Source organism: Streptomyces sp. MH60, assembly GCF_002939385.1.
Classification (GTDB): Bacteria; Actinomycetota; Actinomycetes; order Streptomycetales; family Streptomycetaceae; genus Streptomyces.
This window is the reverse complement of sequence record NZ_MULI01000006.1, coordinates 1-12,018: the sequence shown is the minus strand read 5'-3', so window position 1 is coordinate 12,018 and position 12,018 is coordinate 1. Positions and strand designations below refer to the sequence as shown.

The 12,018-nt window shown below is 74.0% G+C and carries 10 protein-coding genes; 6 read left to right on the top strand and 4 right to left on the bottom strand.

Going from position 1 to position 12,018, the window contains the following annotated elements:
- Window positions 1–184 precede the first annotated feature (184 nt).
- The 3 genes from BZZ08_RS06480 to BZZ08_RS06470 form a co-directional block, all read right to left on the bottom strand.
- The gene (locus tag BZZ08_RS06480) at window positions 185–1,471 is read right to left on the bottom strand and encodes a ribonuclease D (RefSeq protein WP_198601320.1); all 1,287 of its coding nucleotides are present in this window, start codon (window positions 1,469–1,471) and stop codon (window positions 185–187) included.
- A gap of 176 nt (window positions 1,472–1,647) precedes the next feature.
- Window positions 1,648–2,310 carry a helix-turn-helix transcriptional regulator gene (locus BZZ08_RS06475; protein ID WP_059298226.1) on the bottom strand — a complete coding sequence of 221 codons (663 nt, stop codon included), beginning with the start codon at window positions 2,308–2,310 and terminating at the stop codon, window positions 1,648–1,650.
- 292 nt (window positions 2,311–2,602) lie between these two features.
- The gene (locus BZZ08_RS06470; RefSeq protein ID WP_446750235.1) at window positions 2,603–3,250 is read right to left on the bottom strand and encodes a DUF3000 domain-containing protein; all 648 of its coding nucleotides are present in this window, start codon (window positions 3,248–3,250) and stop codon (window positions 2,603–2,605) included.
- Window positions 3,251–3,486: 236 nt separating this feature from the next.
- Here BZZ08_RS06470 and hemE point away from each other — a divergent pair, with 236 nt between their 5' ends.
- Window positions 3,487–4,554, top strand: coding sequence for a uroporphyrinogen decarboxylase (gene hemE, locus BZZ08_RS06465; protein ID WP_104631166.1), 1,068 nt, complete (start codon window positions 3,487–3,489; stop codon window positions 4,552–4,554).
- A gap of 25 nt (window positions 4,555–4,579) precedes the next feature.
- Here hemE and BZZ08_RS06460 read toward each other — a convergent pair whose 3' ends face one another.
- Window positions 4,580–6,022 carry a glycoside hydrolase family 3 protein gene (locus tag BZZ08_RS06460; protein ID WP_104631165.1) on the bottom strand — a complete coding sequence of 481 codons (1,443 nt, stop codon included), beginning with the start codon at window positions 6,020–6,022 and terminating at the stop codon, window positions 4,580–4,582.
- Window positions 6,023–6,438: 416 nt separating this feature from the next.
- Here BZZ08_RS06460 and BZZ08_RS06455 point away from each other — a divergent pair, with 416 nt between their 5' ends.
- The 5 genes from BZZ08_RS06455 to BZZ08_RS06435 are packed head-to-tail and all read left to right on the top strand — an operon-like array spanning window position 6,439 to window position 11,819.
- Window positions 6,439–7,521, top strand: a complete 1,083-nt coding sequence (locus tag BZZ08_RS06455) for a phytanoyl-CoA dioxygenase family protein (protein WP_104631164.1) — start codon at window positions 6,439–6,441, stop codon at window positions 7,519–7,521.
- Complete coding sequence (locus tag BZZ08_RS06450) at window positions 7,503–8,828, top strand: DUF6271 family protein (RefSeq protein WP_104631163.1); 1,326 nt, start codon at window positions 7,503–7,505, stop codon at window positions 8,826–8,828. Before BZZ08_RS06455 ends, BZZ08_RS06450 begins: the two co-directional genes overlap by 19 nt.
- Window positions 8,825–10,033, top strand: coding sequence for an ornithine decarboxylase (locus BZZ08_RS06445; protein ID WP_104631162.1), 1,209 nt, complete (start codon window positions 8,825–8,827; stop codon window positions 10,031–10,033). Before BZZ08_RS06450 ends, BZZ08_RS06445 begins: the two co-directional genes overlap by 4 nt.
- Complete coding sequence (locus BZZ08_RS06440) at window positions 10,026–10,595, top strand: GNAT family N-acetyltransferase (RefSeq protein WP_104631161.1); 570 nt, start codon at window positions 10,026–10,028, stop codon at window positions 10,593–10,595. The genes BZZ08_RS06445 and BZZ08_RS06440 overlap by 8 nt, the downstream gene beginning before the upstream one ends.
- 6 nt (window positions 10,596–10,601) lie before the next feature.
- On the top strand, window positions 10,602–11,819 hold the full coding sequence (locus BZZ08_RS06435; RefSeq protein ID WP_104631160.1) for an MFS transporter: 1,218 nt from the start codon (window positions 10,602–10,604) through the stop codon (window positions 11,817–11,819).
- Window positions 11,820–12,018 lie beyond the last annotated feature (199 nt).

Here is a 12,018-nt window from a genome sequence, read left to right as displayed (position 1 = left end):
GCTGCCCAGTCCCCCCGGCGGGAGCGGCGAAGGTCACACCGCTCGTCACACCACCGGAGGACCGATCACGCGGCGCCCGCTCCGGGAGCGGCCCCGGGACCTTGGCCGGAATCCGCCGCTCCCGCTACGACGCGTCCCGCTACGACGCGTCCCGCTACGACGCGTCCCGCTACGGCGCGTCCCGCTACGGCGCGTCCTGGCTCAGCGCCGCCACCAGTACCGGTGTCACCTGCTCCACCTGCCAGGGCCGGGCCCCGTGTCCGGTGAGGGCCGCGCCCACCGACTCGGCGTCGACCGTCGCGGGCGGTTCCCAGCAGACCCGGCGCACCGTGTCCGGCGTGATCAGGTTCTCCTGGGGCATGCCGAGGCGCTCGGCCAGCGCCGTCACCGCCGCGCGCGCCGCGGTCAGCCGGGCCGCGGCGGCCGGGTCCTTGTCGGCCCAGGCCCGCGGCGGCGGAGGGCCGGTCACCGGCTGGCCGGGCTGCGGCAGCTGCGACTCGGACAGCGCCCGGGCCCGGTCGACCGACACCTGCCACTGCTCCAGCTGCCTGCGGTTCACCCGCCCGAACCCGTTCAGCGCGGCCAGCGCGTGCGCGTTGGGCGGCAGCGCGAGCGCGGCCTCGACGATGGCCGCGTCCCCGAGCACCTTGCCGGGGGAGACGTCCCGGCGCTGCGCGATCCGGTCCCGGGCCTGCCACAGCTCCCGCACCACGGCGAGCTGACGGCGCCGGCGCACCTTGTGCATGCCGGACGTACGGCGCCACGGGTCCTTGCGCGGCTCGGGCGGCGGGGCCGACGCGATCGCGTGGAACTCCTGGCGGGCCCACTCCAGCTTGCCCTGGCGGTCCAGCTCCTTCTCCAGGGCGTCCCGCAGGTCGACCAGCAGCTCCACGTCGAGCGCGGCGTAACGCAGCCAGGGCTCGGGCAGCGGGCGCGTCGACCAGTCGACGGCCGAGTGGCCCTTCTCCAGGACGAAGCCCAGGACGTTCTCCACCATCGCGCCCAGGCCCACGCGCGGGAACCCGGCGAGCCGCCCGGCCAGCTCGGTGTCGAAGATGCGGGTGGGCACCATCCCTATTTCCCGCAGGCACGGCAGGTCCTGGGTGGCCGCGTGCAGCACCCACTCCGCGTCGGCGATCGCCGCGCCGAGACCGGAGAGGTCGGGACAGGCCACCGGGTCGATCAGCGCCGTGCCCGCCCCCGCGCGGCGCAGCTGCACCAGGTACGCGCGCTGGCCGTAGCGGTACCCGGAGGCGCGCTCGGCGTCGACGGCGACGGGGCCGCTCCCGGCGGCGAAGGCGGCGGTCACCTCGGCGAGGGCGTCCGCGTCGGCGATCACCGGCGGAATGCCCTCGCGTGGTTCGAGCAAGGGGATCGGCGCCTGACTCGCAGAAGATCCGGCGTCGTCCGGAGGGGCGCCTCCGGTGGTTCGCAGTGGACGGTCTGCTGCGGTTTCGTGGGCGTCGGTCACCTGTCAAGGGTATCGGTGGATCGACCGAGCCCGCCGACGGAACGTTCCGTCGGCGGGCTCCGGGGGGTCGTAAACCAGTCAGGTCGGTGAAAGATCCGCTGCACGGGGCGTCGGTGGGGAGGGGGAACAGGGAGCGTGGGGGAGCGGGCGGGGCGTCGGGAGCGGGGTGGTGGGTGTCAGTGGATGATGCCCGTGCGCAGGGCCACCGCGACCATCCCGGCGCGGTCGCCCGTGCCGAGCTTGCGGGCGATGCGGGCCAGGTGGCTCTTGACGGTCAGGGCGGACAGGCCCATCGAGACGCCGATCGCCTTGTTCGACTGGCCCTCCGCGACCAGCCGCAGCACCTCCACCTCGCGGCCGGACAGCTCGCGGTAGCCGCCCGGGTGGCTCGGGGCGCCCGGGGGGCGGCGGTGCAGGCGGGCGGCGGCGGCGCCGATGGGGGCGGCGCCGGGCCGGGTGGGGAGCCCGACGTTGGTGCGGGTGCCGGTGACGACGTAGCCCTTGACGCCGCCGGCGAGGGCGTTGCGGACGGCGCCGATGTCGTCGGCGGCGGACAGGGCCAGCCCGTTGGGCCAGCCCGCGGCGCGGGTCTCCGACAGCAGGGTCAGGCCGGAGCCGTCGGGGAGGTGGACTTCGGCGACGCAGATGTCGCGGGGGTTGCCGATGCGGGGACGAGCCTCCGCGACGGACGAGGCCTCGATGACGTCGCGCACACCGAGCGCCCACAGGTGGCGGGTGACGGTGGAACGGACGCGCTGATCGGCCACGACCACCATGGCGGTCGGCTTGTTCGGGCGGTAGGCGACCAGGCTTGCAGGCTGCTCGAGGAGAACGGACACCAGGCCTCCTGGGGTGCGGGGACGGGGCCGGCTCATGGGGGTGAAGCCGGGACGAACCGTGCTTTCAAGGTCACAGTCGTCTTCGGCACCGAACGCGTCCGCCTTTAGAGAATGATCACGATCTGGTGAGTAACAATCCGAGCAATTCGGACACGCTGTCGATCATTCGAAGATCGAACGGTTTCGCACTTTGTCGATACGAGCCCGAAAGTGGCCGTGTCGACAAAGTGACGGAACCTGCTCCGGGCATGCGGGCCCCTTCGCCCGGAATGATGAACGGCGGTCGGCGGCGTCAGCGCGACTGCGGGCCGCGCCGCTGCGGCAGCGTCACGATCGAGGCGTCGCCGGGCGCCGCCGGCGGCAGGCCCGCGACCTGGGCCAACAGATCGCACCACGAGGTCAGGTGCGCCGCGGTGTCCGGGACGCCGCCCAGACCCTCGCGCGGCGTCCAGGACGCCCGGATCTCGATCTGCGAGGCGGACGGGCGCGCCGAGAGCCCTCCGAAGTAGTGCGAACTCGCACGCGTGACGGTGCCGCTGGGCTCGCCGTACGCCAGCCCGCGCGCCTGGAGCGCACCGGTCAGCCAGGACCAGCACACGTCCGGCAGCAGCGGATCCGCCGCCATCTCCGGTTCCAGCTCGGCCCGGACCAGCGTCACCAGGCGGAAGGTCCCCTGCCAGGCGTCGTGTCCGGCCGGGTCGTGCAGCAGCACCAGCCGCCCGTCCGCCAGGTCCTCGTCGCCGTCGACGACCGCGGCCTCCAGCGCGTAGGCGTGCGGGGCGAGCCGCTGCGGTGCGCGGGTCGCCTCCACCTCGATCTGCGGCCGCAGCCGCGCGGCGCGCAGCGCCTCCACGGCGGCCGTGAAGGCCGGCGGCGCCGTACTCCCGTTGTGACTCCCCTTGTGCCGGGCCTCTTCCTCGGTCCCCTTCGCGTCGTCCATTCCGCCAGCGCCGTCCGACAGTCGTCCCTGAGCCGCAGCCATGCGGGGAACATTAAGCGGAACGGCGGCCCGGCGCAGGGAGGGACACCCGCGTGCGGGCGCGATGTCCGGATCACGCGGCCCGGCAGGGCGCGCGGGAGCCGCCCCACCCGTGCTCCACGGGTGCCCGGACCGGGCTCCGCGGGCCGCCCACCCGTGGTCCGGTGCCGTCCGGGGGACATGCGAGACTTGCCGGTGTGAGTGCCAACCAGAGCCCCGCGGGCCAGCAGCCGACCGCCACGTACGACTCCGCGTTCCTCAAGGCGTGCAGGCGTGAGCCGGTGCCGCACACCCCCGTGTGGTTCATGCGGCAGGCCGGGCGCTCACTGCCGGAGTACCTGAAGGCGCGCGAGGGCATCCCGATGCTGGAGTCCTGCATGCGGCCGGAACTCGTCGCCGAGATCACCCTCCAGCCGGTGCGCCGGCACGGTGTGGACGCGGCGATCTACTTCAGCGACATCGTGGTCCCGCTCAAGGCCATCGGCATCGACCTCGACATCAAGCCAGGTGTCGGCCCGGTCATCGTGAACCCGATCCGCACCCGCGCGGACCTGGCACAGCTGCGCGACCTCACCCCCGAGGACGTCACCTACGTCACCGAGGCCTTCGGCCTGCTCACCCGCGAGCTCGGCGCCACCCCGCTGATCGGTTTCGCGGGCGCGCCCTTCACCCTCGCCAGCTACCTCGTGGAGGGCGGCCCGTCCCGCAACCACGAGCACACCAAGGCCCTCATGTACGGCGACCCGCAGCTGTGGGCCGACCTCCTGGACCGCCTCGCCGGCATCACGGCCGCCTTCCTCAAGGTGCAGATCGACGCGGGCGCGAGCGCCGTCCAGCTCTTCGACTCCTGGGTCGGCGCGCTGTCCCCCGCGGACTACCGCCGCTCGGTGCTGCCCGCCTCCCGCAAGGTCTTCGAGGCCGTCTCCGGGTACGGCGTGCCGCGGATCCACTTCGGCGTCGGCACCGGCGAGCTGCTCGGCCTCCTCGGCGAGGCCGGCGCGGACGTCGTCGGCGTCGACTGGCGCGTCCCGCTGGACGAGGCGGCCCGCCGCGTCGGCCCCGGCAAGGCGCTCCAGGGCAACCTGGACCCGGCGGTCCTCTTCGCCGGCCGGGAGGCGGTCGAGACCAAGACCCGCGAGATCCTGGACGCGGCGGCGGGCCTGGAGGGCCATGTCTTCAATCTCGGCCACGGCGTCCTGCCGACCACCGACCCGGACGCGCTGACCCGCCTCGTGGAGTACATCCACACCCAGACCGCGGGCTGACGCACTCCCGTCACGGAGGTCCGGCTCAGGGCGCCGACGCGGCCGTCAGGACCTCCGCCGCGGCCACCCCGGAGGCCGCGCTCGCGCCGTGGGTGAAGATCTGGGCCGCCGCGACGGTGGTGGTGCCCGGCAGGCCCATCTCCACCACGATCGCGTCCGGGCGGGCGGCGGTCAGGCCGGTCACGGCGCGGCTCATCCAGGTGTGCCGGGCGGCGTCGCGGGCCACGATCACCAGCGGGCGTCCGACGGCCGGTTCGAGGGCGCAGCTCTCCAGCGCCACCGTCCCCTCCTCCAGTTCCTGCCCGCGTACCCGCACGGAGGTCGTACCGGGCAGCCGCTCCCGCAGCGGTTCCGCCACGCCCCACGGGGTCTCCTTGCCGATGGCCATGTTGGTCACCGGGGCCAGCTCGACCACGTGCGGCGCGGCGGTCAGCGGCAGCGCGGCCCGCGCGGCGCCGGTGAGCCGCACGGCCCGGCGCGCGGCGACATGCCCGATGCCGTCCCCGGCCGCGTCCCCCGCGGCCCCGGCCGCCCGCAGCCCGGCCGACCAGCGGGCGAACTCCCGTACCCGGCCCGCCGCCTCGGCCAGCCGCTCCTCGGGCAGCTCCCCGCCGGTCACCGCGGCGGTGAGCGCCTTCACGGTGGCGCCGTCGATGCCGTACCGGCGGGTGACGGCGCCCATCTCGATGGCGTCGCTGACGACCAGGCCGTCGAAGCCCAACTCCTCGCGGAGCAGGCCGTGCAGGATGCGCCGGCTCAGCGTGGCCGGCAGGTCGGGGTCGTAGGCGGGAACCAGCAGGTGGCCGCTCATGACCGCGCGCACACCGGCCGCGACGGCGGCCCGGAACGGGGGCAGCGCCTGGGCGGCGATCTCGTCGAGCCCGGCCGGGTACGCGGGCAGGTCGTGGTGGGAGTCGACGGCGACGTCCCCGTGGCCGGGGAAGTGCTTGGCGCAGGCGGCGACGCCGGACGACTGGAGGCCGCGGATCCACGCGGTGGTGTGGCGCGCGACCACCTCGGGGTCCGAACCGAAGGAGCGCACGCCGATGATCGGGTTGTCCGGGTTCGAGTTGACGTCCGCGCTCGGCGCGTAGTCGAGGCTCACCCCGGCGGTGCGCAGCTGCCGGCCGAGGTCGGCGGCGACGGCCTCGGTCAGCTCCGCGTCGTCGACGGTGCCCAGGGCGAAGTTGCCCGGCCGGGACGACCCGGTGGCGGACTCGATGCGGGTGACGTCGCCCGCCTCCTCGTCGATCGCGACGATCAGGTCGGGGTTCTCGGCGCGCAGTCGTGCGGTCAGCCGGGCGACCTGCTCGGTGGAGACGATGTTGCGGGAGAAGAGCACGACGGAGGCCAGTCCGTCGCCGATGTCGCGCAGGATCCAGTCGGGGGCCTCGGTGCCCACGAAACCCGGCTGCAGAACGGAGAGCGCGAGCCGGCGCAACTCGCTGCTGTACTTGCTTGAGGACATCGGCCGCGCCTTTCGGATGGTTTCTTGGTATAGACCAAGGGGGTGCGCGTTCAGGTTAACCAGACGTGTCAAGGGCGTTCTCGCTGAACTGGGAAGTAACAACTCGCCTAGTCGGAAGGGGTGTTGACACCCCGCCCTGGTCTAGTCCATTGTGAGGCGCAAGTTCGGCGAGGGACGAATGTGACACCAGTTTCCGCGCCGGGCACCTGCCGCGGCCGGACTGCGAAGACCGCCGTCGTGGCACCGACTTCCGTACGACGACTTCCGTGACGACCACCCCGGACCTCGCCCCGCTCCCGCCCCGTGCCGCGAGCGGGCCCCGCTGCCACCACCCGACCTCATGTGCGACGGCCCGACCACCGTCGTCCACACCGCCGTCGCCCGCACGGGGCGACGGCGAGGATCTGGAGCACCACATGGCGACGCCCGATTCCCACCTCCACCGAGCCCCGTCGGACCTGCCCTACTTCAGCGCGGACGCCGACACCTACCTGGCCCGCACCCAGCTGCGCGACCTCGACAAGACACGTCCGCTGCGGGTGCTGTCCGAGGAGGACTTCGCCCACTGGCAGACGTACGGCTACGTCGTCGTGAAGGAGGCGATACCCGCCGGCTCCGCGCGCCGACTGCTCGACTTCGCCTGGGAGTTCCAGGGGCTCGACCCCGAACGCCCCGACACCTGGTACCAGGACCGCGAGTACCGCTCCGACCTGGACCGGGAGCTGCACATCTACGGCTTCGTCGAGGCCTACCACCACCAGCTCATCTGGGACAGCCGCCAGACGCAGCGCGTCTACGACGCCTTCGTCGACGTGTGGGACTGCGAGGAGCTGTGGGTCACCCTGGACCGGCTCAACCTCAACCCGCCCAACGTCGGCAACCGCGACCGCGCGCTCATCGACAAGCCCGACCGCGGCTTCGACATCGAGCTGCACTGGGACGTCGACACCACCCTCGGCGTCCTGCCGCAGCGCGTCCAGGGCATCATCGCCCTCAACGACACCAAGCCCGACCACGGCGGCTTCCAGTGCTGCCCCGAGCTGTTCCGCCGCTTCGACCGCTGGAAGGCGCTCCAGCCGGACGACCGCGACCCCATCCGGCCCGCGATCGACCGCGAGGACATGCCGGTCGTACGGCCCGACCTGGAGGCCGGCGACCTCCTCATCTGGAACGGCCTGCTGGCCCACGGCGTCGCCCCCAACGTCTCCGGCGAGGGCGTGCGCGCGGTGCAGTACCTGTCGATGATGCCCGCGCTGGAGACCCACCGCACCCTGCGCGACTCCCGGATCGACTCCTGGCGCACCCTCGCCACCCCCGACTGGAACGCCACCCTGCTCGGCGACGCCCACCGGCACGAGTCCGAGCGCTACGGTCCCGCCGAACTGACCGAACTCGGCGCCAGGCTGCTGGGCCTGAAGTCCTGGCACCCCGGCACCGGTACCGACGGCAGTGACGAGCACCAGGCCACCGGGGACGGCGCATGCGCAGCATCTGCCTGACCCTCCCCACCAACCGGCACTGCCCGGACACCGTCGCGGCCCTCGGCGAGGAAGCCGCCTACGCCGCCGACCACTTCGACATCGATGTCCACCTCCTGGTCCTCGACTCCTGCCCGCCCGCAGACCGCGCCGCCCACGCCGCCGCGTTACGGCGCCTGCCGACGCACCCCCGGATCACGGCCCACCACCTGGACGAGGCCGCCCAGCGCGACTTCCTGACCCGGGTCACGGCACGTTCCGGCAGCGCCAAGCCCGACCTGCTCCTCGACCTGATGCTCCCCGACGGACTGTCCTACGGCGCCTGCACCAACCGCGCCTTCCTGATCGCGGCCGCGCTCGGCTGCGAGTCCGTCCACCGCCGGGACTCCGACAGCCGCTACCAGCGCGTGGACGGCCGTACGGTCTTCCCCGTCCACCACGAACTGCTGTCGCTGGGGGAACGCGCCGCCGACGCGGTGGCGGGGGTCACCGAGTCCACGCTGCCGGACCGCCTGCTGGAGCGGCGGGTCGCCATGGTGGGCAGCTCCTTCGTGGGCGAACTCTCCGTCGACATCGCGCAGATACGGGACGCCGACCCTGCTGTCTACCGCGACGTCGTCTCCCTGTGGGCGCCGCAGGGCTGGTCCGCCGAGCAGAAACGCGCGCTGGCCGAGGAGTCCTTCACCGGCGCGGGCACCGAGCCCTTCACGGCGGACCACTCGCTGCTGACCGTGGTCGACCCCATGCGTGTGGACATGTGCAACATCGCTTTCCACGGTCCGACGGTCAGCGAACGCGTGCCACTGCCGCCCGCCCGGGACACCATCGGCAGCGACTACTTCCTCATCCACCTCGTGCACGACGCCCGGCTGCCGGGCGTGCTGCACAACCGCAACATCGTCAACTACTACACCGGCGAACGCCGGACCGGCCCCGGCTTCCACGCCTACCAGACGCGCTTCGCCAAGTTCCTGCTGTCGATGCTCTACTTCCACCACGTCTACGACCGCATGGCCGAAGCGGGCGACGCACTGCTGGACGAGCGGGGCCGGGCCCGCCCCGCCGCCGTCGCCGCCCTGGCCCGCGAGAGCACCGGCCTCGACACCGCGGAGAACGTCCGCCGGCTCGACGCCCTCGACACCGCCTACCGCAAGCTCGGCGGCCGGTACGCCGACTTCGCCGACCTGCTGGCGGGCCGCCGCGCCCGCCTCCTCGACGAGGCCCGCGGCGACATGGCGGACTTCGCGCTGCTGACGGAGGCGTGGGAGCCGATGGTGGCCGCGGCCCGGGCCACCCCCGTCTCCCCGGCCGCGGGACAGCCGCGGTGAGCGCGGTGACGGCCGCGGACCTCGACGCACCCCTGGCCGCCGCCCTCGCCGCCGCCACCGAGGACCGGCTCGTGTACGACCTGGCCGGCATCGAGGGGCGCCACGACACCCTGCGCCGCGAACTGCCCGGCGTACAGGTGCGGTTCGCGATGAAGGCCTGCCCGGTCGACGAGGTCCTCGCCGCCCTGGCCCGCCGGGGCGCCGGTGCCGACGCGGCGAGCCCCGGCGAGGTCGAGCAGGCGCTGCGGGCCGGGGTGCCGGTCGGCAGCGTGCACTACGGCAACACCGTGAAGTCCGACCGGAACATCGCCGAGGCGTACCGGCTCGGCGTGCGCACCTTCGCCACCGACAGCCTCCAGGACGTGGCCGCCCTCGCCGCCCACGCACCCGGCGCCCGCGTGTTCTGCCGGCTGGCCACCGGCGGGGCGGGCGCGGTGTGGGGACTGAGCAACAAGTTCGGCTGTCCGCCCGCCGACGCCGTCCGCGTGCTGGCGGCGGCCCGGGACGCCGGGCTGGTACCGGCGGGCCTGTCCGTGCACGTCGGCTCCCAGCAGATGACGGGCGAGGCGTGGCACGGCGCCGTGGAGGATCTGGGCGAGGTGCTGCGCGTACTCGGCCGGCACGGCATCCGCGTCGACCACGTCAACCTCGGCGGCGGCCTGCCCGCGCTCGGCTACCGCGACCGGCGCGGCACCCCCCTCGACCCGCCGCTGGACAAGATCTTCGCGGTGATCAGGGAGGGCATGGACGAGCTGCGCCGGATCCACGGCGGTCCCCTGGACTTCGTCATCGAGCCGGGACGGCACCTCGTCGCCGACCACGGCGCGATCCGCGCCCACGTCGCCCGCCTCACCGAACGCCGGGCCGCCGACGGCGAACGGCGGCACTGGCTGTACCTGAGCTGCGGCAAGTTCAACGGCCTCTACGAGATGGACGCCCTGCAGTACCGGCTGGTCTTCCCGGGCCATCCCGCCGGCCCGTACGTCCCGGCCGTGGTCGCCGGTCCCACCTGCGACAGCGACGACGCCTACTCCCACGAGGAGGGGCTGGTCCCGGTGCCGGCGGCGCTGGCCTCGGGCGACCCGGTCTGGGTGCTGTCCTGCGGCGCCTACGCGACCAGCTACACCACCCAGGGCTTCAACGGCTTCGCCCCGCTCCCGTACGCCTTCGCGGGCGGCCCGGAGAGGAGCGGCGCCGATGACTGAGACCGTGCGCATCCGCACCCTCGCCGACGGGGACTGGGACGCGGTGGTGGCGCTGGAGCGGGACGCCTACACCGGCCTCGGCCTGTCGGAGGGCCGGGCCGCGCTCCAGTCCCGGGCGGCGGCGTCGCCGGACACCTGCTTCGTCGTGGACGTCGGCGCCCGTACGGCCGGCTACCTGCTCGCGCTGCCCTATCCGCCGCACCGCTACCCGGACCTGACGCGGACGGAGGCGGCCCGGAGTGCGTTCGAGTCCGGGAACCTCCACCTCCACGACATCGTGGTCGCACCCGGTCTGCGCCGCAGGGGGCTCGGGCGGCACCTGCTGCACCACCTCACCGCCACCGCACGGGCGCGCGGGGACGAGCGGATCTCCCTGGTCGCCGTGGGCGGCACCGAGCGGTTCTGGTCGGCGCGCGGCTTCGTGGCCGAGCCGGGGGTGGTGCCCGTCGGCGCGTACGGCGACGGCGCCGTCTACATGTCCAGGCCGGTCGCGGCCGCCCGGCAGACCCGGGCCCGCCCGTCCCTCTCCCCGCCCGCCCCCACCCTGCGCGAAGTGAGCTGATGGCGCGTGTCCCGTCTCCACGACCCCTTCCGGCGCGGCCAGTTGGCCATCGCCGCGCTGTTCCTGTCCCTCGGCTTCCAGTACGCCACCTGGGCCGCGCGGATCCCCGCCGTCAAGGCCGACCTCGACCTGAGCGCGGCCGAGGTGGGAGTGCTCCTGATGGCCGCGGGGGTCGGCGCCGCGGTGTCCTTCCCGGCGGTGGCGTGGCTGATGCGCCGGATGGGTTCGCGACGCCTCGCCCTGCTGTCCCAGCTGGGCCTGGCGCTGCTGCTGCTCGCCCTGGCGGCGGCGCCGAACTACCCGGTGGCCCTGCTGGTGATGTGCGCCGACGGCGTCCTCGTGGGCTGCCTGAACGTGGCCATGAACGCGCAGGGCGCGGCCCTGGAGGCACGGCACGAACGCAACACCATGGCGAAGCTGCACGCCGTCTTCAGCGCCGGCTCGCTCCTCGCGGCCCTGCTCGCCTCCGGCATGACCGCCGCCACCGGATCGGTCGCGGCACACTTCGGCGTCGCCGTCGTCCTCCTCGCCGCACTGGGCGCCACGGCACGCACCGGACTGCTCGACGAGGACGCCCCGGCCGACGCACCGGCCGACGCACCGGCCGACGCACCGGCCCCCGCCGGCCCGGAACCGGCCCGCCGTCGCTGGACCGTCCCCTCGCGCCTGACCCTGTGGATGTGCTGCGCCATGGTCTTCGGCACGGTCGCCGAGGGCGCCATGAACGACTGGTCCGCCCTGTACCTGAAGGACATCGCCGAGGCGTCGGCGGAACTCGCCCCGCTCGGCATCGCCGTGGTGTCCGGGATGATGGTCGTCGCCCGCCTCTTCGCCGACGGCTGGCGCGGCCGCTGGGGCGACGGACGGGTCGTCCTGCTGGGCAGCGCCGTGGCCGGTACCGGTCTCGCCGTCGCCCTCGTGAGCGGCGGCGTCGCACCGGCGCTGGCCGGGTTCGCCTGCATGGGCCTGGGCATCGCGGCCGTGACCCCCTGCGTCTACGCCGCCGCCGCTCGGCAGGGCTCGGACGCGCTGACGCTGGTCGCCGCCATGGGCACCACGGGGCTGCTGGCCGGCCCGCCGCTCATCGGCTTCATCGCCGGTGCGAGCAACCTGGCGTGGGGCATGGGCGCCGTGGCCGCGTCGGCGGGCGCCGTCGCGCTGTGCAGCACCCGCATCCGCTGGACCCCGGTCCCCGCCGCGCGGAGCGAGGCGACCCCGGCCTGAGCGCACGGGAATGGACATCGCCATGCGGGGTAAGCGCCTTTCGTAGCCATCGGCGCCCGACGGGCGTTGACGACTGGGAGGGCACATCATGACGACCACGACCGCGCGGACGACGGCGGACACCGCGACGGGCATGCCGGAGATCGCGGACCCGTCCAAGGTGGCGCCCAGGGACGCGCGGGAGTTGTCGAAGCTGTTC

Bases quoted from the DNA above. Each gene is read 5' to 3' on its own strand.
- BZZ08_RS06470 (WP_446750235.1), bottom strand. From the start codon at position 3,250: ATGGACGACGCGAAGGGGACCGAGGAAGAGGCCCGGCACAAGGGGAGT.
- BZZ08_RS06460 (WP_104631165.1), bottom strand. From the start codon at position 6,022: ATGTCCTCAAGCAAGTACAGCAGCGAGTTGCGCCGGCTCGCGCTCTCC.
- BZZ08_RS06450 (WP_104631163.1), top strand. From the start codon at position 7,503: ATGCGCAGCATCTGCCTGACCCTCCCCACCAACCGGCACTGCCCGGAC.
- BZZ08_RS06440 (WP_104631161.1), top strand. From the start codon at position 10,026: ATGACTGAGACCGTGCGCATCCGCACCCTCGCCGACGGGGACTGGGAC.
- BZZ08_RS06455 (WP_104631164.1), top strand. From the start codon at position 6,439: ATGGCGACGCCCGATTCCCACCTCCACCGAGCCCCGTCGGACCTGCCC.